Genomic DNA, 24699 nt, shown 5'->3' with positions numbered 1-24699 from the left:
AATTGGCGTGCAGGTTTCCTGCGGCTTAGACTGCAGGGGCAAAAACCTGAACCACCGCCCCGCTACGGAGCCCCCATGCCCCTCGAAATCCGCCAACTGCCCCGCATGCGCCTGGCCTACATGCGCCAGACCGGCCCCTACGGCCCGTCGCTCACGCACCTGTGGGAGCGCTTTGGCCGGTGGTGCGAGGCACACGGACTGACTGATCCGCGCCCCAGGTACTACGGCATCAGCCTGGACAACCCCGCCTGCACCCCGCCCGCGCAGTGCCGCTACGACGCCTGTGTGCAGGTGGGCGTCGGGCTGCGCACGGGCACCGAAGCGCAGATTCAAGACTTTGCAGGGGGCGACTACGCTTGTTTGCATTTCGTCGGAACCGGGCCCGAAATCGGTGCCGCCTGGGCTGGCATGGCGGCGCCGGGGCAGATCCCTGTGGGCTGGGAACCTGCAGCGCGGCCAGCCATCGAGGTCTATGACGAGAACTTTGCGGTCAACCCCGCCACAGGCGCGTTTCCCTGCTGGCTGTACCTGGCGGTGCAACGCACCGCCTGAGCAACGCGGCTGCGCACGCCCGTCAATCGACGCGGATATCCGCCCGCGCAGCCACGGCGCGCATCAGCGGCAGTTCGCGCTCGATGCGGGCACGCAGTGCGTCGCCGTTGCCCCAGGCGGGGGTCATGCCGATGTCCACCAGCTTCTTCTTGAATTCGGCCGATGCCATGGTGTCGGCCAGGGCCTTCTCCAGCTTCTTCTGCACCGGAGCGGGCAGGCCTGCCGGGCCCACAAACGCAAACCACGAGCCCATGTCGAAGCCCGGGTAGCCGCTCTCGGCCACCGTGGGCACATTGGGCAACAGCGTAAGGCGCTGCGGGCTCAGCACGGCAATCGGCTTGATCTTGCCCGCCTTGATGAGCGGGGTGGAGGCCACCACCGTGTCCACCGCTAGCTGCACCTGCCCGCCCATCAGCGCCGTGAGGTTGGGCGAGCTGCCGTTGAAGGGCACATGCATCATCGGAAAGCCTGCCGTGGTCTTGAGCATCTCGGCGCCGAAGTGCACGGAGGAGCCCGTGCCGTAGGAGCCATACGAGAACTTGTCCGGCGCGGCCTTGGCCTGCGCCACGATGTCCTTGAGCGAGTTGCCCTGCACGTCGTTGTGTGCCACCAGCAACAGCCCCATGTCCGCCACCATGCCGATGGGCGTGAAGCTGCGCACCGGGTCGTACGGCAGGTTGGTGCGGATGGCGGGGTTCATGGTGAGCGTGGTGTTGGCGCCCAGCAGCAAGGTGTAGCCGTCGGCCGGGGCCTTGGCCACCAGCGAGGCGGCCACCACCGTGCCCGCGCCGGGCCGGTTTTCCACCACCATGGGCTGGCCCAGGCGCTCGGCCATGGCCGTGGCCAGCAGGCGCCCCAGGATGTCGGTGGCGCCGCCGGGGGCAAACGGTATGACCAGCTTGACGGGCCGCTCAGGATAGCCCTGCGCCCAGGCCACGGCGGGCGCCGCCAGCACACACGCGCCAGCCAGAAGACAGGAAATAAAACGGGAGCGCGGCAAGGACATGGGGAGTTCTCCGGTCAAAAAATTCTAGAAAAGCGGACTGGCATCTGGCACATCAACCCAGCAACGGGCTCGCCACACGGGCATAGCCACTGGCCTGGTCGTAGGCATGGCCGATCTGCAGCACAGCGGCATCCTGCTGCGCCGGGCCAAGGATCTGCAAGCCCGCAGGCAGCCCGCCAGGCCCAAAGCCTGCGGGGGCGGCCAATGCAGGCAGGCCCGCCATGGTGGCGGGCACCACGGCCTCCATCCAGCGGTGGTAGGTGTCCATGGTGCGGCCGCCCACTTCGTGGGGCCAGTCCAGCCCGGCATCGAACGGGAACACCTGCGCAGCGGGCAGCACCAAAAAGTCAAACTGCTCGAACAGGCCACGCAGCACCTGGTACCAGGCGCTGCGCACGCGGGCCGCGTCGTACACCTGCAGGGCCGTGAGGCGCATGCCGCGCTCGATCTCCCACACCGCCTCGGGCTTGAGCAGCGCACGGGTCTGCGCATCGCGGTACAGGGCCGCATTGGCCCCGGCAACGCTGAAGCTGCGCAGGTCGATCCATGCGTTCCATAGCTGCTCCAGATTGAACGTGGGCACCACGGATTCCACGGTGCAGCCCAGGGTGCGAAAGTGTTCCAGCGCCTGCTCGCAGGTGGCCAACACGCCCGGCTCGGCGGGCAGGTGGCCACCCAGGTCGCCCAGCCAGCCAATACGGGCACCGCGCCAATCGCGCTCCAGCGGCTGGCCCAGCAAGGCCACGTCCTCATGGCGCCGCGTGAGCGGCAGGCGCGCATCAAAACCTGCCTGCACCGACTGCAGCAGCGCCAGGTCGGGGATGTTGCGCGCCATGGGCCCGGACACGCTGAACTGCTGGAAGAACACTTCCTCCGTCGGCCCGTGCGGTACCAGGCCGAACGAGGTGCGCAGCCCATACACGTTGTTGAAGGCCGCTGGCGTGCGCAGCGATCCCATCATGTCCGAGCCGTCGGCCACGGGCAGCATGTGCAGCGCCACGGCCACCGCCGCACCGCCGCTGCTGCCGCCCGCCGACACGGCCGGGTTGTGGGCATTGCGCGTGGTGCCGTACACCGGGTTGTAGGTGTGGCCGCCCAGCCCAAACTCGGGCGAGTTGCTGCGGCCGATGAACAGTGCGCCGCTTGCACGCATGCGCTCGAACACCACGGCGTCGGTGGCCGACACCTGCCCGGCAAAGATGGGCGAGCCCCGCGTGGTGACCATGCCCGCTGCGGGCATGATGTCCTTGGGCGCCTGCGGAAACCCGTGCAGCGGGCCCAGGCTCTCCCCACGCGCCAGTTGCGCATCGCGCTCTGCGGCCTGCACGCGCAGGGCGTCGCGGTCCACCATCGCCACCAGGGCGTTCACCACGGGGTTGAGCCGGTCCACCTGGGCCAGGTAGGCATCCAGCACCTCGGCGCAGGAGACCTCCCGCGCATGGATGGCGCGCGACAGGCCGGTGGCCGTGTAGTCCACGATGTGGCTGGGGGTGCCACCCGGGGTGACGCTGGTTGCAGAAGGCATGGGGGCGGGGGCCGGTGAATGTGTCATTTGCAAGTCAGCATAAGCAGCCCGCTGCGTTTCGACAATCGACGATTTCTGGGGTTATCTTTGCGTTTTACGCAATCCACAGCAAAAGACGCCCCATGCTTTCATCCAGCCGCCTTCAAGACACCGCGCTGCGCTACTTCCTGGAGGTGGTGCGCAGCGGCTCCGTCAGCGAAGCCGCCACGCGCCTCAATGTGTCGCCCTCGGCCGTGAGCCGCCAGGTGGCTGCCCTCGAAGACCTGCTGGGCGTGCCCCTGTTTGACAGGCGCCCACGCGGCATGGCGCCCAGCGCGGCGGGCGAGCTGCTGGCCGCCCATGCCCGGCGGGGGGCGCTGGAGGCCGACCGCGTGGTCTCCGACATCCAGGCGCTGCAGGGCCTGCGCACGGGGCTGGTGCGCATCTGCAGCTCCGCAGGGTTTGCCATCGAGTTCCTGCCGCGCGTGATGGCGCAGTTCCGCTTGCAATACCCCGGCATCCAGTTCCACCTGCGCGTGGCCAGCCCGGCTGCCGTGACCACGGCGGTGCTCAACGGCGATGCGGACATTGGCCTGACCTACAGCCGCTCGGCCGAGCGGGACATCGTGGTGCAGCACCGCCAGGCCGCGCCCGTGATTGCCATCATGCGGCCCGACCACGCGCTGGCGCGCGCCCACTCCGTCACGCTGGCGCAGATGCACGCCTACCCCATCGCCCTGCCCGAGCGCGACAACACCGTGCGCCAGCTGTTCGACATTGGCTGCAGCCAGCGCGGCCTGGTGTTCGAACCCGCCCTGGTGTGCAACCACTTCGAGACGCTGATGCACTTTGTGCTGCATGGCGGCGGCCTGTCCATCTCAGGCGAGGTCACAGTGCGCGACCGCGTGTTGCGCGGCGAGCTGCATGCCGCCCAGATCCGCGAGCCCGGCATGGGCGCCCGCGCCGCCGAGCTGCAGACCCTCAGCGGCCGCACCCTGCCCGCTGCGGTGCGCATGTTCCTGGAGTTTTTGCAGGCCCAGCTGCGGGACAATGCGCCACCGGCCACGCCCACCAAAAGAAGCCCGCCCCCTGCCCCACCCCGCCAACGATGATGATGAAAACCGCCCAGATCGAGCCCTTCTTCGCCACCCTCAAGGCGGCCAACCCGAGGCCCAACACGGAGCTGGAATACACCACGCCGTTCGAGCTGCTGGCCGCCGTACTGCTGTCGGCACAGGCCACCGACGTGGGCGTGAACAAGGCCACGCGCAAGCTGTTCCCCGTGGCGGGCACGCCGCAGGCCATTCTGGACCTGGGGCTGGAGGGGTTGGAGGGCTACATCAAGACCATCGGCCTGTACCGCACCAAGGCCAAGAACCTGATGGAGACCTGCCGCATCCTGGTGGAGCAGCACAGCAGCGTGGTGCCCCGCACGCGCGAAGCGCTGGAGGCCCTGCCCGGCGTGGGCCGCAAGACGGCGAATGTGGTGCTGAACGTGGCCTTCGGCCAGCCCACCATGGCGGTGGACACGCACATCTTTCGCGTGAGCAACCGCACCGGCCTGGCACCGGGCAAGAACCCGCTGGCGGTGGAGCTGCAGCTGCTGAAGCGCGTGCCCGCCGCTTATGCGGTGGACTCGCACCACTGGCTGATCCTGCTGGGCCGCTATGTGTGCCAGGCGCGCAAGCCGCGCTGCTGGGAATGTGTGGTGAGCGAGCATTGCGACTACCGGCCGAAGACGCCCGCGCCCTGAGCCAGCAGGCGCGGGTGCAGTATTTAGCTATCATTTTTATAGCTTAAAGTGCTTACTGGATAGGCGGTAGAGCCTAAAAACGCTTCAAATTTCACTCAACGTGCTACGGCGTGCTCCCGCAGCCAAGCCGCAAACGCCTCTTCGGTGATGTCGCCTGCGGCGACGGCGAGCATGGTCAACGTGGCGTCTGTCTGGGTGGCCTGCAAACGCAAGCCATTGAGATACAGGAACAAGCCCACGGCCAGGAACGCAGCCCGCTTGTTCCCGTCCACGAAGGGATGGTTCTTGGCCAGGCCCACCCCATAGCTCGCGGCCAGGGCCGCTGCGTCTGGGGGATTGTCGGCATCCGCATACGCCATGATGTTCTGCGGCCGCATCAGGGCAGATTCCAGCAAGCCCTCATCACGCATGCCTTCGCGCCCGCCGTGCGTGGCAAGGCTTTCACCGTGGAGCAGAACCAGCGCCTGCTTGCTAATCCAGCGCCAGCTCATTTGGCCAGCTGGTGAAAGGTGTCACGAAAGTCGTGCATGAACTCACGGCCAGCCTTGATCTCTTCCTCAAGGGTGGGGTCGTACGGTGTCAGCGCATAACCATCGGGCGTTTCCGTCAGGAAGATGGATTCGCCTTTGCCCAGCTTCAAACGCGCCAGGGCTTCCTTGGGCAAAACAACACCAACAGAATTTCCGATCTGGGTCAGCTTGAGCATGTGCATGGAAGATCCTTCAAGTAATTACAAACGTAATACTAAACTTCCCCCTGGGTACAGTCAAACCACCCCTGCCATCCCCAAAGCCGCCATCTCCCCCGACACCCCCGCCCACGCCACATCAAACCCCGCCAACTTGCGCTCCGGCGGCACCGGGTGCGCGCGCAGCGCCCAGGTGGCACCGGCCACCACGCTATCAATCACCGGCACGCTCACCTGCGGCTGCACGGCAGCGGCCATACCGGCCAGCCCCGCCCCGCCCAGGATCACCGCCTGCACGCCCATCTGTCGCACCACGTCGCGGCACGCCTGGGCCAACAACACACGCGCGGCCTCCGGGTCTGCCGCCAGCTGAGCGCCCGTGGGCGCCACCGTGTGGATGCCCGCGAGCCCGTGCGCGTGGCCCAGCGCCTGCGCCAGGCGCTGCAGCATGGGGCCCCAGCGCTCGCCGCCCGTGACGATGCCAAAGCGGCCATGGCGCGCCGCTTCGATGAAAGACGCCTCGGCCAGCCCAGTCACAGGCACCGGGCTGCTTTCGCGCAGCGCCATCAGGCCCGGGTCGCCAAAGCAGCCGATCAGCACGGCACCGGGCTGCGGCTTGGGTTGTGCCAGCTCATTGGCCCAGGCATCCAGTGCGGCGTGGGCTGCCACCGCGTAGCTGGCTTCGCAGGCGATGTAAGGGGCGCCAAAGCGCGCCGTGGCTGTGCGCACCGCCACATGCAAACCCGCCGCCGCCTGCACATGCCGCTGCAGCAAGGCGCTGACGCTGGCCGAGGTGTTGGGGTTGATGACAAGCAGCTGGCGCATGGCAAGGTCGCGGGATTCAGGCGCCCAGCAGTTGTGCGAGATCGGGCACACCGCTGGCTGGCGGGGTGAACTCCAGCTGCGTTTCGATGCGTGCCAGGTGCGCCAGCATGAGCCGGGGCGCCTCGCGCGCGTCGCGCAGGCGGATGGCGTCGATCAGCGCCCGGTGCTCGCGGCATCCGCAGGCCGTGGCCTCTTCGCGGGTTTGGGCGTGGCTGGGGCTGTAGGTCATCAGGATGAGCGAGGTGCGCGAGACCAACTCGCGCAGGATGCGCCCCAGCGTCTGGTGCCCGGCCGCCTGCGCGATATGCAGGTGAAAGTCGCCCGAGAGGCGGATGGCGCGGCGCATGTCGCCGCTGGCACGGGCAGCCTCTTCGTCGTCGATGCAGGTGCGCAGCGCGGCAATGTCGGCATCGGTGGCGTTGGCAATGAAAAGCTCGACCAGGCGCGGCTCCAGCAGGCGGCGGGCCTCGAATACTTCCAGCGCCTCTTGCGGCGTGGGCTGCGCAATCGATGCGCCCCGGTTGGGCGTGAGCGTGACGACCTGCTCGTTGGCCAGGCGCACCAGCACAGGCCGCACCCGCGTGCGCGAAACCCCGAAGGCCGCCGCCAGCTTGTCTTCCACCAGCTTGGTGCCGGGCGGCAGGCGGTGGTCCAGGATGGCCGAGACCATGCGGTCGTACATGTCGTTGTCGCTAAGCTGGCCGGTAACGTCGGACGCAACGGGCGGCGCGGTGACTACAGCGCGCGCGCGCCGTGGCTTGGAAGGGGTGGTCGTCATAAGCTGCCGTTTTTAACCCGCGCGGCCCTTGCGCCTGCGCCCCAAAGCCCACACCAGCGCCAGCGTGATGCCCATGACCACAAACGACACCACGGTGGTCAGCGTGCCCAGCGCGTAGATCGACGGCGTGGTCACCGTGCTGGTCAGGCCCTGCAGCTCCAGCGGCAGCGTGTTCACATCGCCAATCGCCTGCGAGGTGCGGGCGATCTCGTCCCAGCTCAGCGTGAAGCCGAACATACCGATGCCCACGACCGACGGTGCGATCAGCGGCAGCACCACGTGCGCAAAACCTTGCCAGGGCGTGGCGCCGAGGTCGCGCGCGGCTTCTTCGTAAGCGGGGTTGAAGCGGTTGAACACCGCGAACATGATCAGCAGGCCAAACGGCAGCGTCCACGTCAGGTGCGCGCCCAGGGCCGAGGTGAACAGGCCGAGTGATGTGCCGTAGCCCTCCAGTGCACTCTCCATGCCCAGCCATTCGAGCGCAGCCTTGATGCCGTTGTCGATGAGCCGGAACTCCAGCCCGATGCCCAGCGAGACGATGATGGACGGCATGATCAGGCTGGCCACGACGATGAAGAACAGCGTGTTGCCGCCCGCCAGGCGCTTGCGAAACGCCAGCCCGGCCAGCACCGACAGCACCACCGTGCACAGCATCACCGCCAGGCCCAGCCCCAGCGAGCGCCACAGCGCCGCGCCGATGTCCACCACGCCCAGCCCCTCGGCCAGCTTGGTGAACCAGTGCAACGACACGCCGCGCATCGGAAAGGTGAGCCCCCCTTCCGGCCCCTGAAAACTCAGGATGAAGATCACAAACATCGGCCCGTACATGAACAGCACGAACAGCGCAAAGAAGATGGCCAGGGGCCAGAAGCTGGCGGGGCGGGTGTCGCGCACTTTCATCTCACAGCTCCTTGCGGATATCGACGAGGCGCGTGAGGCCCCAGATGATCATCAGCACCACGGCCAGCAAAATCACGGCATTGGCAGCCGCCAGCGGGAACTGCAGGTACGAGGTCTGCACCTGGATGATCTTGCCGATGGAGGCGATCTGCTGCCCACCCATCACGCCGATGGTCACGAAATCGCCCATGACGATGGTGATCACGAAGATCGAGCCGATGATGATGCCGGTGCGCGACAGCGGAACGATCACGTTCCACAGCGTCTGCCAGCCGCTCGCGCCGCTGTCGCTGGCGGCCTCGATGAGGCTGCGGTCGATGCGCATCATGCTGTTGAAGATGGGCACGATCATGAACATGGTGTAGAGGTGCACAAAGGCCAGCACCACCGAGAAGTCCGAGAACAGCAGGCACTCCACAGGCGTCTCAATGAGGTTCATGCCCATCAGCGTCTGGTTCACCAGCCCGTTGCGCCCCAGCAGTGGCACCCACGAGATCATGCGGATCACGTTCGAGGTCCAGAACGGGATGGTGCACAGCACAAACAGCAGCGTCTGCATGCCGGACGAGCGCACATGAAAAGCCAAAAAATAGGCCACGGTGAAGCCGATCACCAACGTGATCAGCCACACCAGAAAACTGAACTTGAGCGTGGAGTAATACGTCTTGAGCGTGACACACAGGCCGTCTGACGCATCACCACAGCCCGCAAAAATCGACACGTAGTTCTTGAACGTGAAGCCGGGCAGCAGCTCGTACTCGTTGAAGTCCCAGAAACTGACCATCACGATCAGCGCCAGTGGCACGAGGAAGAACAGCACGAACACCAGCGTGAACGGCGCAGCCTGCCACCAGGCGGCAATGCTGCGGCCAGGGACGGCAGCAGCAGGTAGGGACGGTGTGGTGGTCGTGCTCATGGCAATCAATTCATGCAAGGGGGCTCGGGAGAGCGTGGCGCTTCATTGGGACGGGTGTTCGATGGTCGGGTCGATCCATCCACCCCATTCACCCGTTCGGGCTGAGCCTGTCGAAGCCTTGCGCGGCGCTTCGACAAGCTCAGCGTGAACGGGTTGAGGGATCACTGAAAACAAATCGGTATCAAGAGCAAGTGCGTGGACCCACACTTCGACAAGCTCAGTGCGAACGGGCGGGGGAAAGCGAGCATCCATCCCCGAACCGTTCGGGCTGAGCCTGTCGAAGCCAGGGCATCGCCCTCAGCCCATCAAGCAGCCACAAACTCATTCCACTTCTGCACCATGTAGTTGTTCTCATCCATCAACGCATTCCAGCAGGCAATGCCGCCCATGCGCGACTCGTAGCTGCCGCCGTCGCGCACTGCACCGGCCTTGGCCAGCACGTCGCCATTCGGGCTCTTGATGTCCTGTGTGGCGGGCTTGCCTTCCATCCAGTAGGCCCATTCGTAGGCTTCCATCTTGGACTTGGCGGTATCCAGCACGGCGCTGTAGTAGCCCTGGCGGTTCAGGTAGGCACCGGCCCAGCCGTCGAGGAACCAGTTGATGAACTCATAGGCGCCATCAAGCTTGCGGCCCGACAGCGTGGCCGGCAGACCAAAACCTGCGGCCCAGGCGCGATAGCCTTCCTTGAGCGGCTGGAAGTTGCAGGCGATGCCCTTGGTGCGCACCGCGGTCACAGCCGGGCTCCACATCGACTGAATCACCACCTCGCCCGACGCCATGAGGTTCACCGATTCGTTGAAGTCCTTCCACAGCGCGCGGAACTGGCCCTGCTTCTTGGCCTCGATCAGGGTCTTGATCGTGAGGTCGATCTCCTTCTTGGTCATGTTGCCCTTGTCGGGGTACTTGTACAGGCCCAGGGCCTCGACCACCATGGCGGCGTCCATGATGCCGATGGAAGGAATGTTCAGGATCGCGGTCTTGCCCTTGAACTCAGGGTTGAGCAGCTCGGCCCACGAGTTGATGGGCCGCTTGATCAGGTCGGGGCGGATGCCCAGCGTGTCGGCGTTGTACACGGTGGGGATGAGCGACATGAACTGCGTGGGCGCGGTCGCGAACTTCTTGGACTTTTCGCCTTCCAGGTAGATCACCTTCTTGGGCGCGGTGCCCTGGTCGCCCACGGCCTTGCCGGCCACTTGGCCGGTGGTGAACAGCGTGGTGATCTTGTCGGCGTTCTTGATGCGCTTGGTGTCGATGCCCTTCAGGTTGCCCGTGGGCACGATCTTTTTCAACGAGAAGTACTCGGTGTCGATCAGGTCAAAGCTGTTGGGGGCGGTGACGGCGCGCTTGGTCACATCGTCCGTGGTCACGGCCACATACTGGATCTCGATGCCGGTGTCCGCCTTGAACTTCTCGGCAATCGCCTTGTCCTGGTTCACCGCCGTGCCCAGGTAGCGCAGCACGATCTTTTCCTGCGAATGCACGGCCGGGAACACGCCAGCCGCCAGGATGCCCGCCGTGCCCTTGAGCAACGAACGGCGCGCCACTCCAGTGGCTTCACGGACAACGCCAGTGGCATCGGAGACAACAACAGGGGAATCAGCACGGGAAGCATCGGACATGGGAAAACTCCTTGGGTTGCGGAAGGGGACGGGTGAAAAAACAGGGAGCGCAGCGGCGCGGTCAGACGGCTGCGGCCATTGCGGGAGCGGGCACGGACAGCGGATGCGCCTGGTCGGGCGTCCAGTGCAGTTGCACGCCCTGCCCCACCCGGTAGGGCTGCGCGGCAAAGGCGGCTTCAGACACCATCACCGAATACGCCGCCGTGGCATTGGCCGACAGGGCCACGCCCTGCTTTTGCAGGCCCAGCAGCACGTAGGTGCCCTGGTACTCCACATCGGTCACCACGGCCAACATGCGCTGGGCGCCCCAGGGCAGCTCGGCACTGGCGGGGGCAATCTGCAGGTGATCGGTGCGCACGCCCACCTTGCCTTCGGGCGTGTCGATCACGTTATGCCCGCCCATGAAGCGCGCCACGAATTCGCTGGCGGGCCGGTTGTAGACCTCGTGCGGGCTGCCCACCTGCTCGATCACGCCGTGGTTCATCACCACCATGGTGTCGGCCAGGGCCATGGCCTCTTCCTGGCTGTGGGTGACGTGGATGAAGGTCAGGCCCAGTTCCTTTTGCCAGCGGCGCAGCTCGGCGCGCATCTGGATACGCAGGAAAGGGTCGAGGGCCGACAAGGGTTCATCGAGCAGCAGCACACGCGGCTGGGTAATGAGCGCACGGGCCAGCGCCACACGCTGCTGCTGCCCGCCAGAGAGTTCAGCGGGCTTGCGCTCGGCCAGGTGGCCCAGCGCCACGCGCTCCAGCAGGTCGCGCGCCTTGGCCTGGCGCTCGGCCTTGGGCACGCCTTTCATCTTGAGGCTGAAGGCCACGTTGTCCAGCGCCGACAGGTGCGGGAACAGCGCAAAGCTCTGGAACATCATGGCCGTGCCGCGCGCGGCGGCGGGCAGGTCGGTGATGTTGCGGTTCTCCAGCAGGATGTCGCCACTGGTCACCGACTCGTGCCCGGCAATCATGCGCAAGGTGGTGCTCTTGCCGCAGCCCGAGGGGCCCAGCAAGCAGCAGTAGCTGCCGCTGGCGATGCGCAGGTTGATCGCATCCACGGCGGGTTTGCCGCTGGCATAGCGCTTGGTGAGCGCAACAATTTCGATGGCGGCGGGAGCCTGCGCAGAAGTGGTGGCGTGCATGGGCCAGGGTGTATGCAAAGCCCATGCCAACTTTGTACACAATGCTTTTAATACATTGCATACAAAATGCACCAACGCCGTGCGCAACCGCCCCAGCGGGGCGCACGCCATGCACCATCCCCGGCCCGCACCCGGGGCCTTCATGGTGCACGGGCGTCTGGCGGCGGGCACTTGCCTTGCAGACCAGGCACCCACAACGCGTGGCTATACTGGGCCCAGGCATAAGAAACAATTGCTTACGCAGGCGCGCCACCCCACCCACGCACGACGGATGACGAACCTCGATCCACGCTCCATGATTGCCATGGCGGGCTTCATGTCCGCCATCATGGCCGTCGTTCTGCTCTTCATGCGGCGCCACTACCCGCCCTCCATCCGGGGCGTCGGTGCCTGGGCCGTTGCCCCGCTTCTGTGGTTGGTGTCCACCGTGCTCTTCAGTGCGCGGGGTGTGATCCCGTCCTGGCTGGGTCTGGTGCTTGCCAACCAGTTGCTGGTGCTGGGTGCCCTGATCTACTACATGGGCACACGCCACTTTCTGGGGCACCGCTTTGACTGGCGCTTCTGGGGCTGGATCATGGCGGGCAGCACCACGGTGTTTGTGGTGCTCACCTACTGGTTTCCCAGCTACACGCTGCGGGTGGGCTTTTTCACGGTGCTGATGGGCTGCATCTATGTGGCGCAGCTGCGTTTCATGCTGCGCCAGGGCGATCGCAGCTTCCCGGTGCGGCTGGTGCAGGTGGTGCTGGCCGTGCACACGCTGGTGCTGGCCGTGCGCCTGACGTCCATCCTGATCGGCAAGGGCGGCTCCGACCTGATGGAACCCTCGCTGTTCCAGACCCTCTACATCGGCGCCTATGTGCTCATGGTGCTCATGCTCTCCATCGGTGCGGTGCTGATGGCCACCGATCGCCTGCGCACCGAGCTGGAACACCTGGCCACGCACGACTCCCTGACCAACACGCTGAACCGCCGCGCGCTGCTGGCGCGCTGCGAGGACGAACTGGAGCGCGCCCAGCGCTACGGCCACGGTCCGTCGATCATGATGGTGGACCTGGACAACTTCAAGGCCGTCAACGACACCCGGGGCCATCAGCATGGTGATGCGGTGCTGGTGCATTTTGCCGAATGCACGCGCCAGGTGCTGCGCCGCGCAGACAGGCTGGGGCGCTACGGGGGCGAGGAGTTTCTGGTATTGCTGCCCGACAGCGATGCCGATGCCGCCATGGTGGTGGCCCAACGCATCCACGCCACGCTGGCCACCGGCCATGCGCTGGATTGCCAGGTCAGCATCGGGCTGACCAGCTGGACCGGCTCCCACGACACGCTGGACGCGATGCTCTCACGCGCCGACGCGGCGCTGTACCGCGCCAAGCGCGAAGGGCGCAACCGGACCGTGGTGGCCTCGGAGCCCGTTCAGGCGCCACGCGCGGCGCAGGCAGGCTCGGCCCAAACAGTTGCCTGCGATTGACCGCAAAGCCGTGTCAGGCCGTCTGGGTGGCCACCCCGGCGGACTCAAAGCTCGCCATTTCGGCCAGCACCGCGCAAGCCGACTGCAACAGCGGCCAGGCCAACGCGGCACCCGAGCCCTCGCCCAGCCGCAGGCCCAGGTCCAGCAACGGCTCGGCCTGCATCTGCGCCAGCATCAGGGTGTGCCCCCGCTCGCCCGAGCGGTGGGCAAACACGCAGCGCTGCAACACGGCGGGCTGCAGGCGGCTGGCGACCAGCACGGCGGCGCTGGTGATGAAGCCGTCCACCACAATCACACGGCGCTCGGCCGCTGCCTGCAGCACCGCGCCCACCAGCGTCGCCACCTCGTAACCCCCCAGCGCAGCCAGGGCGGCCAGCGGCGTGGCGGCATCGGCATTGGCATCCAGCGCCTGTTGCAGCACAGCGCGTTTGCGCTCGATGCCTGCTGCGTCCAGGCCTGTGCCAGCGCCTGTCACCTCGGCCAGCGGCAGCCCAGCCAGCCGCGCCAGCAGCAGCGATGCCACCGAGGTGTTGCCAATGCCCATCTCACCCAGCAGCAATGCATTGCCCGGCAGGCCACGCACTACCTCCATGCCGTTGGCGATGGCCTGGGCACACTGCTCCGCCGTCATGGCCGGGCCCACCGATGCATCGGCCGTGCCGGGCGCCACCTTGTGCACCAGCAGGCGCGGCGCACCGGGGGCTGTCTCGCGCTGTGCAATAGGGCGCGCCACACCGCAGTCCACCACCGTGAGCTGCAGCCCGTGCTGGCGCGCCAGCACGCTCACTGCGGCGCCACCGGCCAGAAAGTTTTCCACCATCTGCCAGGTCACGTCGCTCGGGAAGGCCGAGACCCCCTTGGCCGCCAAGCCATGGTCGCCCGCGCACACCAGCATCTGCGGCAGCAGCAGCGCGGGGGCCTCGGTGCCCAGCACCTGGCCAATGCGCAAGGCCAACGCCTCCAGCCGACCCAGCGACCCCAACGGCTTGGTCTTGTTGTCAAGCAGGTGCTGCAGGCGGGCAGTCAATGGTGCGTCGGAGATGTCGGCAATGGCGGGGACGTTGAATGCGGCGAGGGATTGCATGGTGTGAGGAAAAGAAGCAGAAAACGAAATGGAACGAGGGACAGGCGCTCAGGCAGCCGTGGAATCTGGCGCGATCAGCGCCTGCAGCGCACCCGGGGAAAAGCTGGCCTCGGCCATGCGGGCCAGGCCGTCAAACACGGCGTCGAGCGTGGGAACGGGGGACGCGCCCCCACGGCCAAACAGGGCCTGCAGCACAGCGGGGTCTTCGAGCAGGCCATGCAGATACACGCCCAGCACATTTCCCGCAGCGTTTTGCCAGGCAATGCCCGGGATCACTTCGCGCGCCACATCCCCCTTGGCGGCCATGGCCGGGTGCTGGGCCGTCTGGCCGTGGTGGATTTCATAGCCTGTGACGAGCACGCCAGCCAGCGCCGCCCACGCGCCCAACATTGCGCCAAACTGCGCCTGCGTGCGCTGCACGGTTTTGGCAACCTCGAAGGTGGTGACCAGGGGCAGCAGCCCCAGGCCGGGCGCATTGCCATCGATGCCTGCGGTGTCGATCAGCGCCTCGCCCAGCATCTGCAGGCCACCACACACACCCAGCACCGTGCCGCCCTGCCCGGCGTGCTGGGCAATCGCCTGGTCCAGGCCCTGCGCGCGCAGCCAGGCCAGGTCGGCGGCGGTGGCCTTGGAGCCGGGCAGCACCACCCAGTCTGTGGGCTTCAAACCACCCAGGTCCGCCGGGCTGCGCGCCCACAGCAAGCGCACGCCGGGCACGTTCTTCAGCGGCTGGAACTCGTCGAGGTTGCTGATGCGCGGGTAGGCCACCACGGCCACCGTGGTGTGCACGGCGCCCGCCACCAGGGTACGGTCATCGAACACGCCGTCTTCTTCGGGCAGGCCATGGCGCCAGTGCATGGGGATGGTGGCCACGGTGGGCACACCGGTCAGCTCCTGCAGCATCTGCGGCGCAGGCGCCAGCAGGCTGGCGTCGCCGCGAAACTTGTTGAGCACAAAGCCGTGGATGAGTGCGCGCTCATCCTCGGGCAACAGCGCCCAGGTGCCATACAGGTGGGCAAACGCGCCACCCCGGTCGATGTCGGTCACCAGCAGGCAGCGGGCTTCAGAATGGCGGGCCACACGCATGTTGACGATGTCGCTGGCGTGCAGGTTGATCTCGGCGGGCGAGCCTGCGCCTTCGATCACCACGACATCGTTTTCGGCACGCAATGCATCGAGCGCAGCCGCTATCTGCGGCCACACCTTTTCGCTGCGGCCGCGCCAGGGCATGGCCGTGAGCTCTGCACTCACCTGCCCCATCAGTACCACCTGGCTATGGGTGTCGGCCTCGGGCTTGAGCAGCAGCGGGTTCATGCGCACCTCGGGCTCAGCGCGGGCGGCGAGGGCCTGAAAGTACTGGGCAGAGCCGATCTCGCCACTGCCCGTCTCACTGGCCACCACCCGCGCGTTGTTGCTCATGTTCTGCGCCTTGAACGGCGCCACCTTGAGGCCCAGGTTGCTGTAGTAGCGGCACAGCGCGGTGGTCAGCCAGCTTTTGCCCGCGCCGCTGGTGGTACCCAGCACCATCACGCAGCGGGCTCGTTTGGGAGAGGTGGAGGAAGTCAAGGCAGAGGGCGAACCATGCGGTCCATGATGTGTTCAAGCGCCGCTGCCGCATCGGTGCAGCGGCCCGTGTGCACGGGGGATGTCTGGATGATGGCGCTGCGCTTGGCAGTGAGCCAGTGAAAGCGCTGGCGGTAAGGCAGGCGGGCAATCGGGCCACAGCCATCGTCGCCCGCACAGATGGCGACGATGGCGGCCAGGTGGCGGCGCACGGTGTCGATGTCGGCCTGCGGGTCCATGGCCAGCAGGCGGGCTTCGTCGAGCGCGATGGCGGCCTGCAGAAAACCGCTGCGCTGGCACGACAGGATCACGCCCGCGTTGATGAACTCCTCGCGCTCCACGCGCGGCACCACGCGCACGATGGCGTAGTCGTAGACCTCAGGCGCGTGCATCGACAGCCTCCTTCAAGGCATTCACCCACGTTGCTCGGCCAGCCAGGCGCGCGCAGAAGTAATCCACGTAAGCCTGGCGGTGGCTTGCGGGCGCCGCCAGCGGGCCCTCGGTGTGCTCGGCACCGGCCAGTGCCAGAAACTCATCGGGCACATCGCCAACAATGTGCGCAACCACCTCGGGCGTGAGCCGTGCGGCCAGCTCGGCATCCACCTGCGCCAACGCCGTGGCACGGGCCAGCAGCACATGGTCGGCAATCGGCGCAAAGGGTTTGGCGGGCAGGGCCACCGCGCCATTCCACGCATGGTGAAAGGTCAGCGCCGCACCATGGTCAATGAGCCAGGGCTGGCGGTGCCACATCAGCAGGTTGGTGTTGCGCGCGGTGCGGTCCACATTGCCCACCAGTGCGTCAAACCACACGAGGCGCGAGGCGAAGTCATCCGTCACCACATCCACCGCCGGGTCGAAATTCAGCGCGCCCGAGAGGTAGTCCAGCCCCACGTTCAGCCCGCCGCTGGCGCGCACCAGGTCCTGGATCTCGGGGTCGGGCTCGGTCTGCGCCAGGGCGGGGTCCAGTTGCACCAGCACGATCTCGGGCACAGGCAGGCCCAGCGCACGGGCGATGCCGCCCGCAATCATTTCGGCCAGCAGGGCGCGCACGCCCTGCCCTGCGCCCCGGAACTTGAGCACGTAGGTGCCCAGGTCGTCGCCCTCGACGATGGCGGGCATGGAGCCGCCTTCGCGCAGCGGCGTGACGTAGCGGTTGACAGTGATGGTTCTCACAAGGCGTCCTTTGAACCGGTTGAATGGCTGTCGGCGATGGTACGGCTGCTTGCGACAGCCCTCCAGGCCTGCCGCAACGCATCCTGCGCTGCGGGCGCCAGCACCCCCAGGCGCACGCTGCCCGGCAGCCCGAACGAGGTGGTATCGCGCAGCTTGATGCCCGCTGCGCGCAAGGCCGCCAGGTCGTTCCGCAACGACGTGCTGACAGGCTGCGCGCAAAAGTAGTTGGCCAGGCTGCCCGCGTGCACCGCCCAGCCCAGGTCCAAGCACAGCGCCTGCTGGCGCGACTTCCACTCGCGCAGGGTGGAGAGGCTGTACACCAGCCATTGCTGCACCACGGGCAACACCCAGGCCTGCAGCAAGGCCACGCCATGCGCCCCCACCGGCCACGACGGCGCCAGGGCCACCAGCGCGCGCACCAGCTCCTCGCTGCCAGCGGGCGCAATGGCGTAGGCGGCACGCACACCGGTCAACCCCAGGGCCTTGTTGGGGGTCCACAGCTGCCAGCAGGCCGATGGCAATTGCGCAGGCGGCGTGCCTGTCCACGCGCCCTCAGGGCCCAGGCGCAGGGGCACATAGGCGCAGTCAAGCACCCGCAGCACACCGGCTGCATCGTCACCACCACACTCCACACCCTGCTGCTGCCAGGCCCGCACCGCCGGGTCGGCCAGGCCCAAGGGGCTGGAAGGTTCACACGCCCACTGCAGGCCCGCCGCCGCATCGCCACCTCGCACCAAGCCCAGCCCGCGCACCTGTGCGGCCTGGGCATAGTCGCCATAGCTGTGCGCAGGCAGGGCCACCTGCACCACACCCTGCTGCGCCGCCAGCGCGGTGATGCGGTGGATGAATTCGCTGGCATTGGCCGCCAGCACGATGCGGGCGGGTGCCACGCCGTGGAAGGCAGCCAGGCGCTCGCGCAAGGCCGTGTACGCCGGATCGGGATACCGCGTGGCGTCGGCCGCCTGCACCGCCTCACGCGCTTCCGCACAGGGGCCACAGGCGTTGCTGTTGGTTGAAAAATCAAACAGCGGCACGCCCGCAGCATCGGGGCCGCCGTGAATGGAATCCCACACGGGCGTGATTTCATGCTCTGTCATGCGGACATCCACGCAGATAAAACCATGGCCACCAGCAACTGGATGGCCGCCACCACCGGCACCAGGGCCACCACCACCCGGGTGCCCACCCGCGCGGCCCGCCGCGTATCCAGCGGCCCTGCCCTGCGCCCCTTGCCGTGCAGCGTGTACACCCCCGGCTTGGCCAGGCGCACGCCCAGCACCAGCGCCATGGCCGCCATGGGCCAGCCGCTGTTGGGCGACGGCGTCTTGCGCGCCTGGCGCGCCAGGGTGCGCAGCGGCAGGCCCTGGGCGCCCAGCACCAGCAGCAGGGCCGTGATGCGCGCAGGCAGCCACGACAGCACATCGTCCGCCCGCGCCGCCCACTTGCCCGCCCACTGCCAGTAGCGCCCGCCGCGCATGCCGGGGTAGCCCCACATGGCGTCGGCCGTGTTGGCAAAGCGGTACAACGCGGCACCGGGCAGGCCCAGCAGCGCAAACCAGAACAGCGGCGCCACCACCGAGTCGTTGAGGTTCTCGGCCAGCGACTCGATGGCAGATTCGCGCACCTGCACGGCGCTCAGGCTGCTCACATCGCGGCTCACCAGGCGCGCAAGCTGCGCGCGGCCTGCGGGCAGCGACTGGCCCAGCGCCACCTCCACCGCCAGCACCTCGTCGTGCAGCATGCGCCAGGCCAGCAGCGGCTTGAGCAGCAATGCCAGCAATGCCGCTGCCAGAAACCCGTGCAGCATCAGCACCAGGTGCTGCGCCAGCCCAGAAACTATCAAAACGATAGCTACCAAGGCACACCAGACAAGCGCAGAGCGCCAAAAAACCTTGAAATCCCGGGCCACGGGGCTGCTGGGCGCCAGCCGGTCGCCCGACCACTGCAGCGCCTGGCCCATCCAGACCACGGGGTGCCAGGCCACAGGTGGCTCGCCCAGCCACCAGTCCACCGCCAAGGCCAGCAGCGGCACCCCCAGCCACACCGCTAAAAAGGGCCAGCCCCCGGCGGGTGTGATCAGCAAAAACCAGTGGTCAGACACGGCGGCCTAGTCCTCGATGCCGCGCTGGGCAGGAATGCCCGCCTTGAACGCGTGCTTGACGAGCTGCATCTCGGTCACGGTGTCGGCCAGCTCGATGATCTCGGGCGGGCAGCGGCGGCCGGTGAGGCACACATGCACGTCCTTGGGCCGATCGCGCAGCGTCTGCAGCACGCCATCGAGCGGCAGCCAGCCGTAGATCAGCGGGTAGGTGATCTCGTCCAACACCACCAGGAAATGCTCACCCGACAGGATGGCGGCGCGCGCCTTCTCCCAGCCATCGCGCGCGAGCTGGGCCGAGTGCTCCAGGTCCTTGCTCTTCCAGCTGAAGCCATCGCCCAGGCCCTCGATGGGCAGGCCGATCTGCTCGAACATGCGGTGTTCGCCAAACCGCGCCGTGGGCACCTTCATGAACTGGTAAATCTTCACGGCCTTGCCCCGGCCGTGGGCGCGCAGCGCCAGGCCAAAGGCCGCCGTGCTTTTGCCCTTGCCGTCGCCGGTGTTGACGATGACGATGCCCCGGCGCTCGCCCTCGGGCTTTTCGTAGCGCTTCTCGGTGGGTGGGGTTTCGATCTGCATGGTTGGGGGTGCTTTCAAGAATGGTGGATTCAAGCGCGGGCCAGGCCGGGCGCAGCGGAGAGTGAAAACGGACGACGCGCCTGCCACGCAGCGCCCGCCAGCACCACCAGGGCCATCACCAGCAGGGCCACGATGTGGGCCATGCGCTCCACGGGGCTGGGCTCTTGGGCAGCGTCGGGTGCTTCGCGCTCAGGCTGGCGCTCCAGCAGCACACCCATGGCAGGCACGGCGGGCAAAGCAGGCGGGGCTTCAGCCTGCGGTGGCGGTGCAGGCAGGTCGGCGGCTGGCGGTGCGGGCAGCGGCAGCGCGGGTGACTGCGGCGTGGCCACGGCCAGGCCCACGGGTGCGGCGTCTGCCGCCGGGGTGCCCTGCGCAGCCTGCTCCACCCAGCGGCGCACGACCGGCAGCTCGGCCGCCAGGGGCGCAGCGCGTGTGAGTTCCTGGTACATCTGCGCAAGCTGCTTTTGCGTGTCGGCATCGGCCTGCCAGTAGCCCTGGCGCTGCGCCTGCACCAGGCGCTCCAGCGACTGGGCGTAGGCCTGCGGGTGTTCCTTGAGCCACTCAGGCAGGCCCAGCTGGTGCTTGTCGCGCACCAGCACGTCGTAAAAACTTTGCCAGTGGTCGCTGCGCACCGTGTCCGGCGCCACGGCCTGCCAGCCCCAGGCGAACTGCACGGCCTTGAGCACCTGCAGCGTGCCCGAATAGCCCTCGGCCTTCTGGGCCTGCAGCCAGCCGGGGTGCAGGTAGCGTGACTGCATTTCCAGCGCAATGGCGCGTTGCGCGGTCTCCGTGGTGGGCTCGCCCACGTCCTGCAACTGGGCCACATGCAGCTCCAGCCCCTGCTTGCGCCCAGCCACACGGGCGGCCGCCGACAGGCCGCCCAGGTACTGGAACGGGTCGTCCGAGCTGACCATGGCGTACAGGTGCGAGCTGCGCGAGAGGATGGCCGCGTCGGTGCGGCGCAGGTGGGCACCCAGCGCCTTCGCCGCCGTGCCGCCCGCCACGCCCGTCACGGGTTCGCCATCCAGGTAAGGCTGGCTCATGCGTTCGAGGAACATCTGGCCCAAGCGCGCATCGTTGGTTTGCAGGCCGTCGCTTTGCACCGCGTCCGACAGGCCGGTGCCGTAGTCGCCCACCGCGTTGCCGAAGGCGCGCACGCGCGCCAGCTGCTCGGCCTGCGCGCGGGGCACGCCCTGCTTGCGCAACTCCTGGCCAATCTGCGCGGTGTTGCGCGCAATCGCGTTGCCGGGATCGGCCGTGGCAGCCTGGGCCACCGCGCGGTCGAGCAGCGCCATCAAAGCGGGGAACTGGTCGCGGTACGAGCCGGTGATGCTCATGAGCACATCGACACGCGGGCGCTTGAGTTCATCGGCGGCAATGGTCTCCACGCGCACCGGGCGGCCCGCGTCGTCCCACACCGGGCGCATGCCCAGCGCCACCAGCGCCTGGGCTTCCATGATGCCCTGGTGGCGCAGCGTTTCACCCGCCCACAGCGACAGCGCCATGCGCTCTGGCGCCTGGCCACCATGGCGCGCCTGGTAGTCCTTGAACCAGTCGTTGAACAGCGTCTGCGCCACGGCATAGGCCTGGCGTGTGGGCAGGCGGCTGGGGTCCAGGCCTGTAAGGTTGCGGCCCGTGGGCAGGCTGTCGGGGTTGCGGATGGGGTCGCCGCCGTAGGCTGCGGGCAGGTAGCGGCCCTCCAGCCCCGCCAGCAGGCCGGGCATCTCGCCCTCCGTGGCCAGCAGGCGCTCCAGCTCCTGCGCGCGCTGCGCGAGTTTCAGCAGCGCGGGGGTGTCGATGGGTTTGCGCGCGGCACGGTTGGGCACATGGTCTTCGGCACGCACCACGTCGGATGCCCCCGCCGTGCCCGGCGTTGCTGCCTGCGCGGGCAGCGCGGGGCGCAGGTCCAGCCTGCTTGCGGCCTCGGCGTCCTTCAATGCCACTTCCAGCCAGCGCGCGGGGCGTGCGGCCAGCACGGCATCGTGCTTGATGAGGAAGGCTTCGTCGATGTCTTCACCCAGCGCCTCTATGAGCGGCTTGCGCAGCGCCTGCAGGATGGTCTCTCGCCGCTGCTCGGGCGCGGGCACGCGGCCGAACACGGCCAGACCCTTGGGCTGCGAGCTTTGTGCGAGCTGGTCCAGGTAGGGGTGCAGGATTTCGAGGAAACCGCTGAAGTCGGCCGCGATGCGCGCGGCGCTCCAGCCCAGGTCGCGGTGCAGCTGGTGCTCCACAAACTGCGCCACCAGCTGCTTTTCGAGTGCACGGCGCGTGGGGCCTTCGTCCACGGTTTCCCACTCGTGCATCACCTCGTGCATGTGGGCCATGCGCGCCTCGAAGCCCGCCGGGGCGAACACCGGCGTGCGGTGGCTCACCAGCACGGCGCGGCCCCGGCGCTTGGCCGTGAGGGCCTCGCCCAGGTTGTCCACGATGTAGGGGTAGACCACCGGCAGATCGCCGAGCGGCAGCAGCGCGTCGTCGTGCACATCCAGCGCGCGCGCCTTGCCACCGGCCCATTCCTGCGTGCCGTGGGTGCCAAAGTGGATGAGCGCGTCGGCCTCCAATTGCGCCCACAGGTACACCGCCAGGTAGTGGTGCGACAGCGGCGCCTTGCTCTTGTGCATGAACGGGTTCTGGCCCAGGCGCAGCGTTTCCTCGCGTGGGGGCTGGGGCAGCACGGCCAGCTGTCCCACCTGCAAGCGCGGGATGGCGAACACTTTTTCGCCCTGCCAATCGACCACGTAGCGGCTCTTTGCGGGCGGGCCCCAATGCGCGTTCATGCGGTCGCGCACGGCCTGGGGCAAGGTGGCCAGGTGCTGCTCGTAGCGCGCCAGCGGCAGCGCGGCGGCTTGGCCGCTTTGCAGCAGCGCGCGCACATCGGCGCCGGGGTAATAGGCAGCCAGCAGCGGCTTGAGCCCATCGATCCAGCCCTGCTCGGGCACCTGCTGCGTGCGGTAGCCCGCCTGGGCCAGGCCGCCGGACACCTGCTCCAGGCTGCGCGGCACGTTGAGGAACGATGCACCGAAATTGGTGCCGCCCGGCGGGTAGTTGTAGACCATGGCCACCAGGCGCTTTTCGGCAGCGGGCTTCGTCTGCAGCGCTATCAGGCGCCGCGCCTTGGCGGCCACGGCCTGGGCCTGGCGGTCGATGAGGCGGAAGTCCTTGCCCTCTGCACCATGGGCAACGACCAGGACCGGGTCGATGGCACCCGCCGCCTCGGGCTGCGCCAGGTAGAACGGCACGTCGGACAGCGACAGGCCCGTGTCGCTGGCCTCCCACGCTGCCGCATCGCCCGCGCGGTAAGGCTGCGTGCCCAGCAGCGGCACGCCCCAGCGCGCCAGCAGCGGCTGCAGCGCGGCGGCCTGGGGCACGAGCTGGTGCAGCATCAGGGCGGAGGCATGCAGGCGGCCGGGGCCAGTGCCTGGTTCAGCGGGCAGCTCCAGCACCTCGGCCAGCGTCTGCGCCGTGACCTGCTGGCCAAAGGCGGCATAGGCGAACAGGCCCTGCTGGCGGAAAGTGCGCAGCCAGGCATCGAGCCATTCGGTGCTGCCGTCGATGAAATGGTGGCGGTGCACCAGCACGGCCACGGCGGGCAGGCTGCGCAGCGCGGGCTGGCCCTGGCGCCAGGCCTCCAGCGCGGCGGCGTTGGGCAGCAGGCGGGGCGCGTCGGGGTGGTAGATGCCCCGGGGGGGCAGGATGTCGGGTGCAGGCAAGGTCGGCATCGCAACACCCGCCACCGTGGCGCGCGCCAGGACGATGGCGTTCTTCAGATTGCGCGGGCCGCCCGCCTGCAGATAGGCCACCATGCGGGCGGAAGCGTCCAGCGCAGACAGGTCAACTGCGGGCGTGCCCGCAGGCACCCAGACCACGCGACCAGGGGTGCGCGCAGCCCGCGCATCGAGCTGCGGCCCCGCCATGCGGCGCAGGCGTGCCTCCACGCTCGCATGCGGCGCATCCACCCACACCATGGCGGCACCCGCCAGCGCGCGCTCCAGCTTCTGGGCCTGGGCCACGTCCAGCACCGCTGGGCCACCCAGCGGATAGTCGATGTGCGCAAAACCCAGGCCCGCCTCGGCGGCCAAACGCTGCACCATGGCGGTGCGCGGGGCGGTGGTGATGTCGGAGGTGAGCCAGAGCAGCACGGGCGCAGACTGAGCTGCGTGCACCAGTGGCGCGGCCAGCAGCAGGCACCACAGTGCCGTGCGCAGAATCAGCGCCTTCATGGCTTGGCGGGGTCGGCCGCGCCAGCGCCCGCGTCTGCAGGCGCCACACCGGTTTCGGGGATGTAGACGATGTTGCCGTCTTCGAGCTTGTAGGCCACGCCTGCACGCACGCCCTGCCCTTGCGCTGCGCTGCCCGCGCCTTTGAAGCGCACCTCCTTGCCCTGCTCGCGCACCACCACCTCCATGTCGGGCTGGCCCGCGTTGCGGATGATGGTGACGCTTTCATTGGCGCTGGTCTGGGTCTGCACCGCCACGGCCGTGAGCAGCGCCACCACGAGCACCAGGAACACATCCACCAGGTTCACGGCGGACAGCATCGGGTCGTCGTCGTCCTCGGCCAGCACATTCAGGTGCTTCAAAGTCATTGCGCCACCCCGCGCTCCTTGCGCACCACCAGCAGTTCGGCCAGCAGCCAGCGACGGCGCACCGAATACACCACCAGGCCCACCGACGCGGCCGCCAGCGCCAGCACCACCCCTGCAAACGCGCCGCTGAACACGGCCAGCGCCTGCTGACCGTTGCCAGCCGCCACGCTCTGCAGCGCGGGGCCGAGCGGGATCATCGTGGCGATCAGCCCCAGCATGGGCGACAGGCGGCTGAGCAGGCGCACGGGCTCGACCTGGCGCACCAGCTGCAGCTCCAGCTCTTCCATCGACAGCCCAGGCAGCACGCGCAGCGAGCGGTACTGCGGCTGGCGCCAGCGCTGCCATGCTTCCATCAGCGTGGCACCACCCGCCCACAGCGCGTAGACAAACGCCAGCCCCACCAGCACCAGCACCGGCCAGAGCAGCGACTGCGCGACCTGCGCAAAACCCGATTCAATGTTCATGCTTTCACTCCC

General features: G+C 67.8%; 24 protein-coding genes. 4 read left to right on the top strand and 20 right to left on the bottom strand.

Annotation, left to right across the window (positions count from 1 at the left end):
- The first annotated feature begins 75 nt into the window (after positions 1-75).
- Entirely contained in the window at positions 76-552 is a 477-nt protein-coding gene (locus A1D30_RS16775) for a GyrI-like domain-containing protein (RefSeq protein WP_063461863.1), read from the top strand.
- A 22-nt stretch (positions 553-574) separates the two neighbouring features.
- Here A1D30_RS16775 and A1D30_RS16770 read toward each other — a convergent pair whose 3' ends face one another.
- Together A1D30_RS16770 and A1D30_RS16765 are read right to left on the bottom strand one after the other, a co-directional pair.
- Entirely contained in the window at positions 575-1558 is a 984-nt protein-coding gene (locus tag A1D30_RS16770; RefSeq protein WP_063461862.1) for a tripartite tricarboxylate transporter substrate binding protein, read from the bottom strand.
- Between the two features lie 52 nt (positions 1559-1610).
- Positions 1611-3083, bottom strand: a complete 1473-nt coding sequence (locus A1D30_RS16765) for an amidase (RefSeq protein WP_063461861.1) — start codon at positions 3081-3083, stop codon at positions 1611-1613.
- A gap of 122 nt (positions 3084-3205) precedes the next feature.
- Between A1D30_RS16765 and A1D30_RS16760 the strand changes: the two genes are divergently transcribed.
- Positions 3206-4174: a LysR family transcriptional regulator gene (locus tag A1D30_RS16760; protein ID WP_063461860.1), complete on the top strand. Its 969-nt coding sequence runs from the start codon at positions 3206-3208 to the stop codon at positions 4172-4174.
- 2 nt (positions 4175-4176) lie between these two features.
- On the top strand, positions 4177-4815 hold the full coding sequence (gene nth, locus A1D30_RS16755) for an endonuclease III (protein WP_063461900.1): 639 nt from the start codon (positions 4177-4179) through the stop codon (positions 4813-4815).
- A gap of 95 nt (positions 4816-4910) precedes the next feature.
- Here the strand turns inward: nth and A1D30_RS16750 are convergent, their stop codons facing one another.
- From A1D30_RS16750 to A1D30_RS16715, 8 genes are all read right to left on the bottom strand, one after another.
- Positions 4911-5306 carry a type II toxin-antitoxin system death-on-curing family toxin gene (locus tag A1D30_RS16750; RefSeq protein ID WP_063461859.1) on the bottom strand — a complete coding sequence of 132 codons (396 nt, stop codon included), beginning with the start codon at positions 5304-5306 and terminating at the stop codon, positions 4911-4913.
- Entirely contained in the window at positions 5303-5527 is a 225-nt protein-coding gene (locus A1D30_RS16745) for an AbrB/MazE/SpoVT family DNA-binding domain-containing protein (RefSeq protein ID WP_063461858.1), read from the bottom strand. The genes A1D30_RS16750 and A1D30_RS16745 overlap by 4 nt, the downstream gene beginning before the upstream one ends.
- A gap of 54 nt (positions 5528-5581) precedes the next feature.
- A complete protein-coding gene (locus A1D30_RS16740; RefSeq protein WP_063461857.1) occupies positions 5582-6328 on the bottom strand; it encodes an aspartate/glutamate racemase family protein in 747 nt (248 codons plus the stop codon).
- Positions 6329-6344: 16 nt separating this feature from the next.
- On the bottom strand, positions 6345-7106 hold the full coding sequence (locus A1D30_RS16735) for a GntR family transcriptional regulator (protein ID WP_063461856.1): 762 nt from the start codon (positions 7104-7106) through the stop codon (positions 6345-6347).
- Between the two features lie 12 nt (positions 7107-7118).
- Positions 7119-8006, bottom strand: coding sequence for an ABC transporter permease (locus A1D30_RS16730; RefSeq protein ID WP_063461855.1), 888 nt, complete (start codon positions 8004-8006; stop codon positions 7119-7121).
- A 1-nt stretch (position 8007) separates the two neighbouring features.
- Positions 8008-8922: an ABC transporter permease gene (locus A1D30_RS16725; protein WP_063461854.1), complete on the bottom strand. Its 915-nt coding sequence runs from the start codon at positions 8920-8922 to the stop codon at positions 8008-8010.
- A 305-nt stretch (positions 8923-9227) separates the two neighbouring features.
- The gene (locus tag A1D30_RS16720; protein WP_063461853.1) at positions 9228-10541 is read right to left on the bottom strand and encodes a PotD/PotF family extracellular solute-binding protein; all 1314 of its coding nucleotides are present in this window, start codon (positions 10539-10541) and stop codon (positions 9228-9230) included.
- Between the two features lie 61 nt (positions 10542-10602).
- Positions 10603-11673 (bottom strand): ABC transporter ATP-binding protein, encoded by a 1071-nt coding sequence (locus tag A1D30_RS16715; protein ID WP_063461852.1) that lies wholly within the window; start codon positions 11671-11673, stop codon positions 10603-10605.
- A 271-nt stretch (positions 11674-11944) separates the two neighbouring features.
- Between A1D30_RS16715 and A1D30_RS16710 the strand changes: the two genes are divergently transcribed.
- Entirely contained in the window at positions 11945-13141 is a 1197-nt protein-coding gene (locus tag A1D30_RS16710) for a GGDEF domain-containing protein (RefSeq protein WP_242421925.1), read from the top strand.
- A gap of 13 nt (positions 13142-13154) precedes the next feature.
- On the opposite strand, the gene cobT is transcribed toward A1D30_RS16710, so the two are convergent.
- The 10 genes from cobT to A1D30_RS16660 are packed head-to-tail and all read right to left on the bottom strand — an operon-like array spanning position 13155 to position 24687.
- The gene (cobT, locus tag A1D30_RS16705) at positions 13155-14225 is read right to left on the bottom strand and encodes a nicotinate-nucleotide--dimethylbenzimidazole phosphoribosyltransferase (protein ID WP_063461851.1); all 1071 of its coding nucleotides are present in this window, start codon (positions 14223-14225) and stop codon (positions 13155-13157) included.
- A gap of 48 nt (positions 14226-14273) precedes the next feature.
- The gene (locus A1D30_RS16700) at positions 14274-15752 is read right to left on the bottom strand and encodes a cobyric acid synthase (protein WP_109790972.1); all 1479 of its coding nucleotides are present in this window, start codon (positions 15750-15752) and stop codon (positions 14274-14276) included.
- Between the two features lie 35 nt (positions 15753-15787).
- Positions 15788-16180 carry a DUF3037 domain-containing protein gene (locus A1D30_RS16695; protein WP_063461849.1) on the bottom strand — a complete coding sequence of 131 codons (393 nt, stop codon included), beginning with the start codon at positions 16178-16180 and terminating at the stop codon, positions 15788-15790.
- Positions 16167-16961, bottom strand: coding sequence for a HipA family kinase (locus A1D30_RS16690; protein ID WP_063461848.1), 795 nt, complete (start codon positions 16959-16961; stop codon positions 16167-16169). Before A1D30_RS16690 ends, A1D30_RS16695 begins: the two co-directional genes overlap by 14 nt.
- Complete coding sequence (locus A1D30_RS16685; RefSeq protein WP_063461847.1) at positions 16958-18058, bottom strand: aminotransferase class I/II-fold pyridoxal phosphate-dependent enzyme; 1101 nt, start codon at positions 18056-18058, stop codon at positions 16958-16960. The genes A1D30_RS16690 and A1D30_RS16685 overlap by 4 nt, the downstream gene beginning before the upstream one ends.
- Entirely contained in the window at positions 18055-19041 is a 987-nt protein-coding gene (gene cbiB, locus A1D30_RS16680; RefSeq protein WP_242421927.1) for an adenosylcobinamide-phosphate synthase CbiB, read from the bottom strand. Before cbiB ends, A1D30_RS16685 begins: the two co-directional genes overlap by 4 nt.
- A gap of 27 nt (positions 19042-19068) precedes the next feature.
- On the bottom strand, positions 19069-19638 hold the full coding sequence (gene cobO / locus A1D30_RS16675; protein ID WP_063461846.1) for a cob(I)yrinic acid a,c-diamide adenosyltransferase: 570 nt from the start codon (positions 19636-19638) through the stop codon (positions 19069-19071).
- A gap of 29 nt (positions 19639-19667) precedes the next feature.
- Positions 19668-23858, bottom strand: a complete 4191-nt coding sequence (cobN, locus tag A1D30_RS16670) for a cobaltochelatase subunit CobN (protein WP_063461845.1) — start codon at positions 23856-23858, stop codon at positions 19668-19670.
- The gene (locus A1D30_RS16665) at positions 23855-24223 is read right to left on the bottom strand and encodes a DUF2149 domain-containing protein (RefSeq protein WP_063461844.1); all 369 of its coding nucleotides are present in this window, start codon (positions 24221-24223) and stop codon (positions 23855-23857) included. The genes cobN and A1D30_RS16665 overlap by 4 nt, the downstream gene beginning before the upstream one ends.
- Complete coding sequence (locus A1D30_RS16660; RefSeq protein WP_063461843.1) at positions 24220-24687, bottom strand: hypothetical protein; 468 nt, start codon at positions 24685-24687, stop codon at positions 24220-24222. Before A1D30_RS16660 ends, A1D30_RS16665 begins: the two co-directional genes overlap by 4 nt.
- Positions 24688-24699: the final 12 nt, after the last annotated feature.

Source organism: Acidovorax sp. GW101-3H11, from assembly GCF_001633105.1.
In the GTDB taxonomy this organism is placed as follows: domain Bacteria; phylum Pseudomonadota; class Gammaproteobacteria; order Burkholderiales; family Burkholderiaceae_C; genus Acidovorax.
The sequence above is the reverse complement of the archived record's forward strand: the minus strand, read 5'-3'. Positions and strand labels throughout refer to the sequence as shown.

What these genes read in the sequence shown, in the direction of transcription:
- A1D30_RS16715 (WP_063461852.1), bottom strand. Translation starts at nt 11,673, where the DNA reads ATGCACGCCACCACTTCTGCGCAGGCTCCCGCCGCCATCGAAATTGTT.
- A1D30_RS16775 (WP_063461863.1), top strand. Translation starts at nt 76, where the DNA reads ATGCCCCTCGAAATCCGCCAACTGCCCCGCATGCGCCTGGCCTACATG.
- nth (WP_063461900.1), top strand. Translation starts at nt 4,177, where the DNA reads ATGAAAACCGCCCAGATCGAGCCCTTCTTCGCCACCCTCAAGGCGGCC.
- A1D30_RS16730 (WP_063461855.1), bottom strand. Translation starts at nt 8,006, where the DNA reads ATGAAAGTGCGCGACACCCGCCCCGCCAGCTTCTGGCCCCTGGCCATC.
- A1D30_RS16735 (WP_063461856.1), bottom strand. Translation starts at nt 7,106, where the DNA reads ATGACGACCACCCCTTCCAAGCCACGGCGCGCGCGCGCTGTAGTCACC.
- A1D30_RS16700 (WP_109790972.1), bottom strand. Translation starts at nt 15,752, where the DNA reads ATGGTGCTGGGTACCACCAGCGGCGCGGGCAAAAGCTGGCTGACCACC.
- A1D30_RS16660 (WP_063461843.1), bottom strand. Translation starts at nt 24,687, where the DNA reads ATGAACATTGAATCGGGTTTTGCGCAGGTCGCGCAGTCGCTGCTCTGG.
- A1D30_RS16695 (WP_063461849.1), bottom strand. Translation starts at nt 16,180, where the DNA reads ATGCACGCGCCTGAGGTCTACGACTACGCCATCGTGCGCGTGGTGCCG.
- A1D30_RS16740 (WP_063461857.1), bottom strand. Translation starts at nt 6,328, where the DNA reads ATGCGCCAGCTGCTTGTCATCAACCCCAACACCTCGGCCAGCGTCAGC.
- A1D30_RS16665 (WP_063461844.1), bottom strand. Translation starts at nt 24,223, where the DNA reads ATGACTTTGAAGCACCTGAATGTGCTGGCCGAGGACGACGACGACCCG.
- A1D30_RS16765 (WP_063461861.1), bottom strand. Translation starts at nt 3,083, where the DNA reads ATGCCTTCTGCAACCAGCGTCACCCCGGGTGGCACCCCCAGCCACATC.
- A1D30_RS16725 (WP_063461854.1), bottom strand. Translation starts at nt 8,922, where the DNA reads ATGAGCACGACCACCACACCGTCCCTACCTGCTGCTGCCGTCCCTGGC.
- A1D30_RS16685 (WP_063461847.1), bottom strand. Translation starts at nt 18,058, where the DNA reads ATGACAGAGCATGAAATCACGCCCGTGTGGGATTCCATTCACGGCGGC.
- A1D30_RS16720 (WP_063461853.1), bottom strand. Translation starts at nt 10,541, where the DNA reads ATGTCCGATGCTTCCCGTGCTGATTCCCCTGTTGTTGTCTCCGATGCC.
- A1D30_RS16760 (WP_063461860.1), top strand. Translation starts at nt 3,206, where the DNA reads ATGCTTTCATCCAGCCGCCTTCAAGACACCGCGCTGCGCTACTTCCTG.
- A1D30_RS16745 (WP_063461858.1), bottom strand. Translation starts at nt 5,527, where the DNA reads ATGCACATGCTCAAGCTGACCCAGATCGGAAATTCTGTTGGTGTTGTT.
- cobN (WP_063461845.1), bottom strand. Translation starts at nt 23,858, where the DNA reads ATGAAGGCGCTGATTCTGCGCACGGCACTGTGGTGCCTGCTGCTGGCC.
- A1D30_RS16710 (WP_242421925.1), top strand. Translation starts at nt 11,945, where the DNA reads ATGACGAACCTCGATCCACGCTCCATGATTGCCATGGCGGGCTTCATG.
- cobO (WP_063461846.1), bottom strand. Translation starts at nt 19,638, where the DNA reads ATGCAGATCGAAACCCCACCCACCGAGAAGCGCTACGAAAAGCCCGAG.
- A1D30_RS16750 (WP_063461859.1), bottom strand. Translation starts at nt 5,306, where the DNA reads ATGAGCTGGCGCTGGATTAGCAAGCAGGCGCTGGTTCTGCTCCACGGT.
- cobT (WP_063461851.1), bottom strand. Translation starts at nt 14,225, where the DNA reads ATGCAATCCCTCGCCGCATTCAACGTCCCCGCCATTGCCGACATCTCC.
- A1D30_RS16770 (WP_063461862.1), bottom strand. Translation starts at nt 1,558, where the DNA reads ATGTCCTTGCCGCGCTCCCGTTTTATTTCCTGTCTTCTGGCTGGCGCG.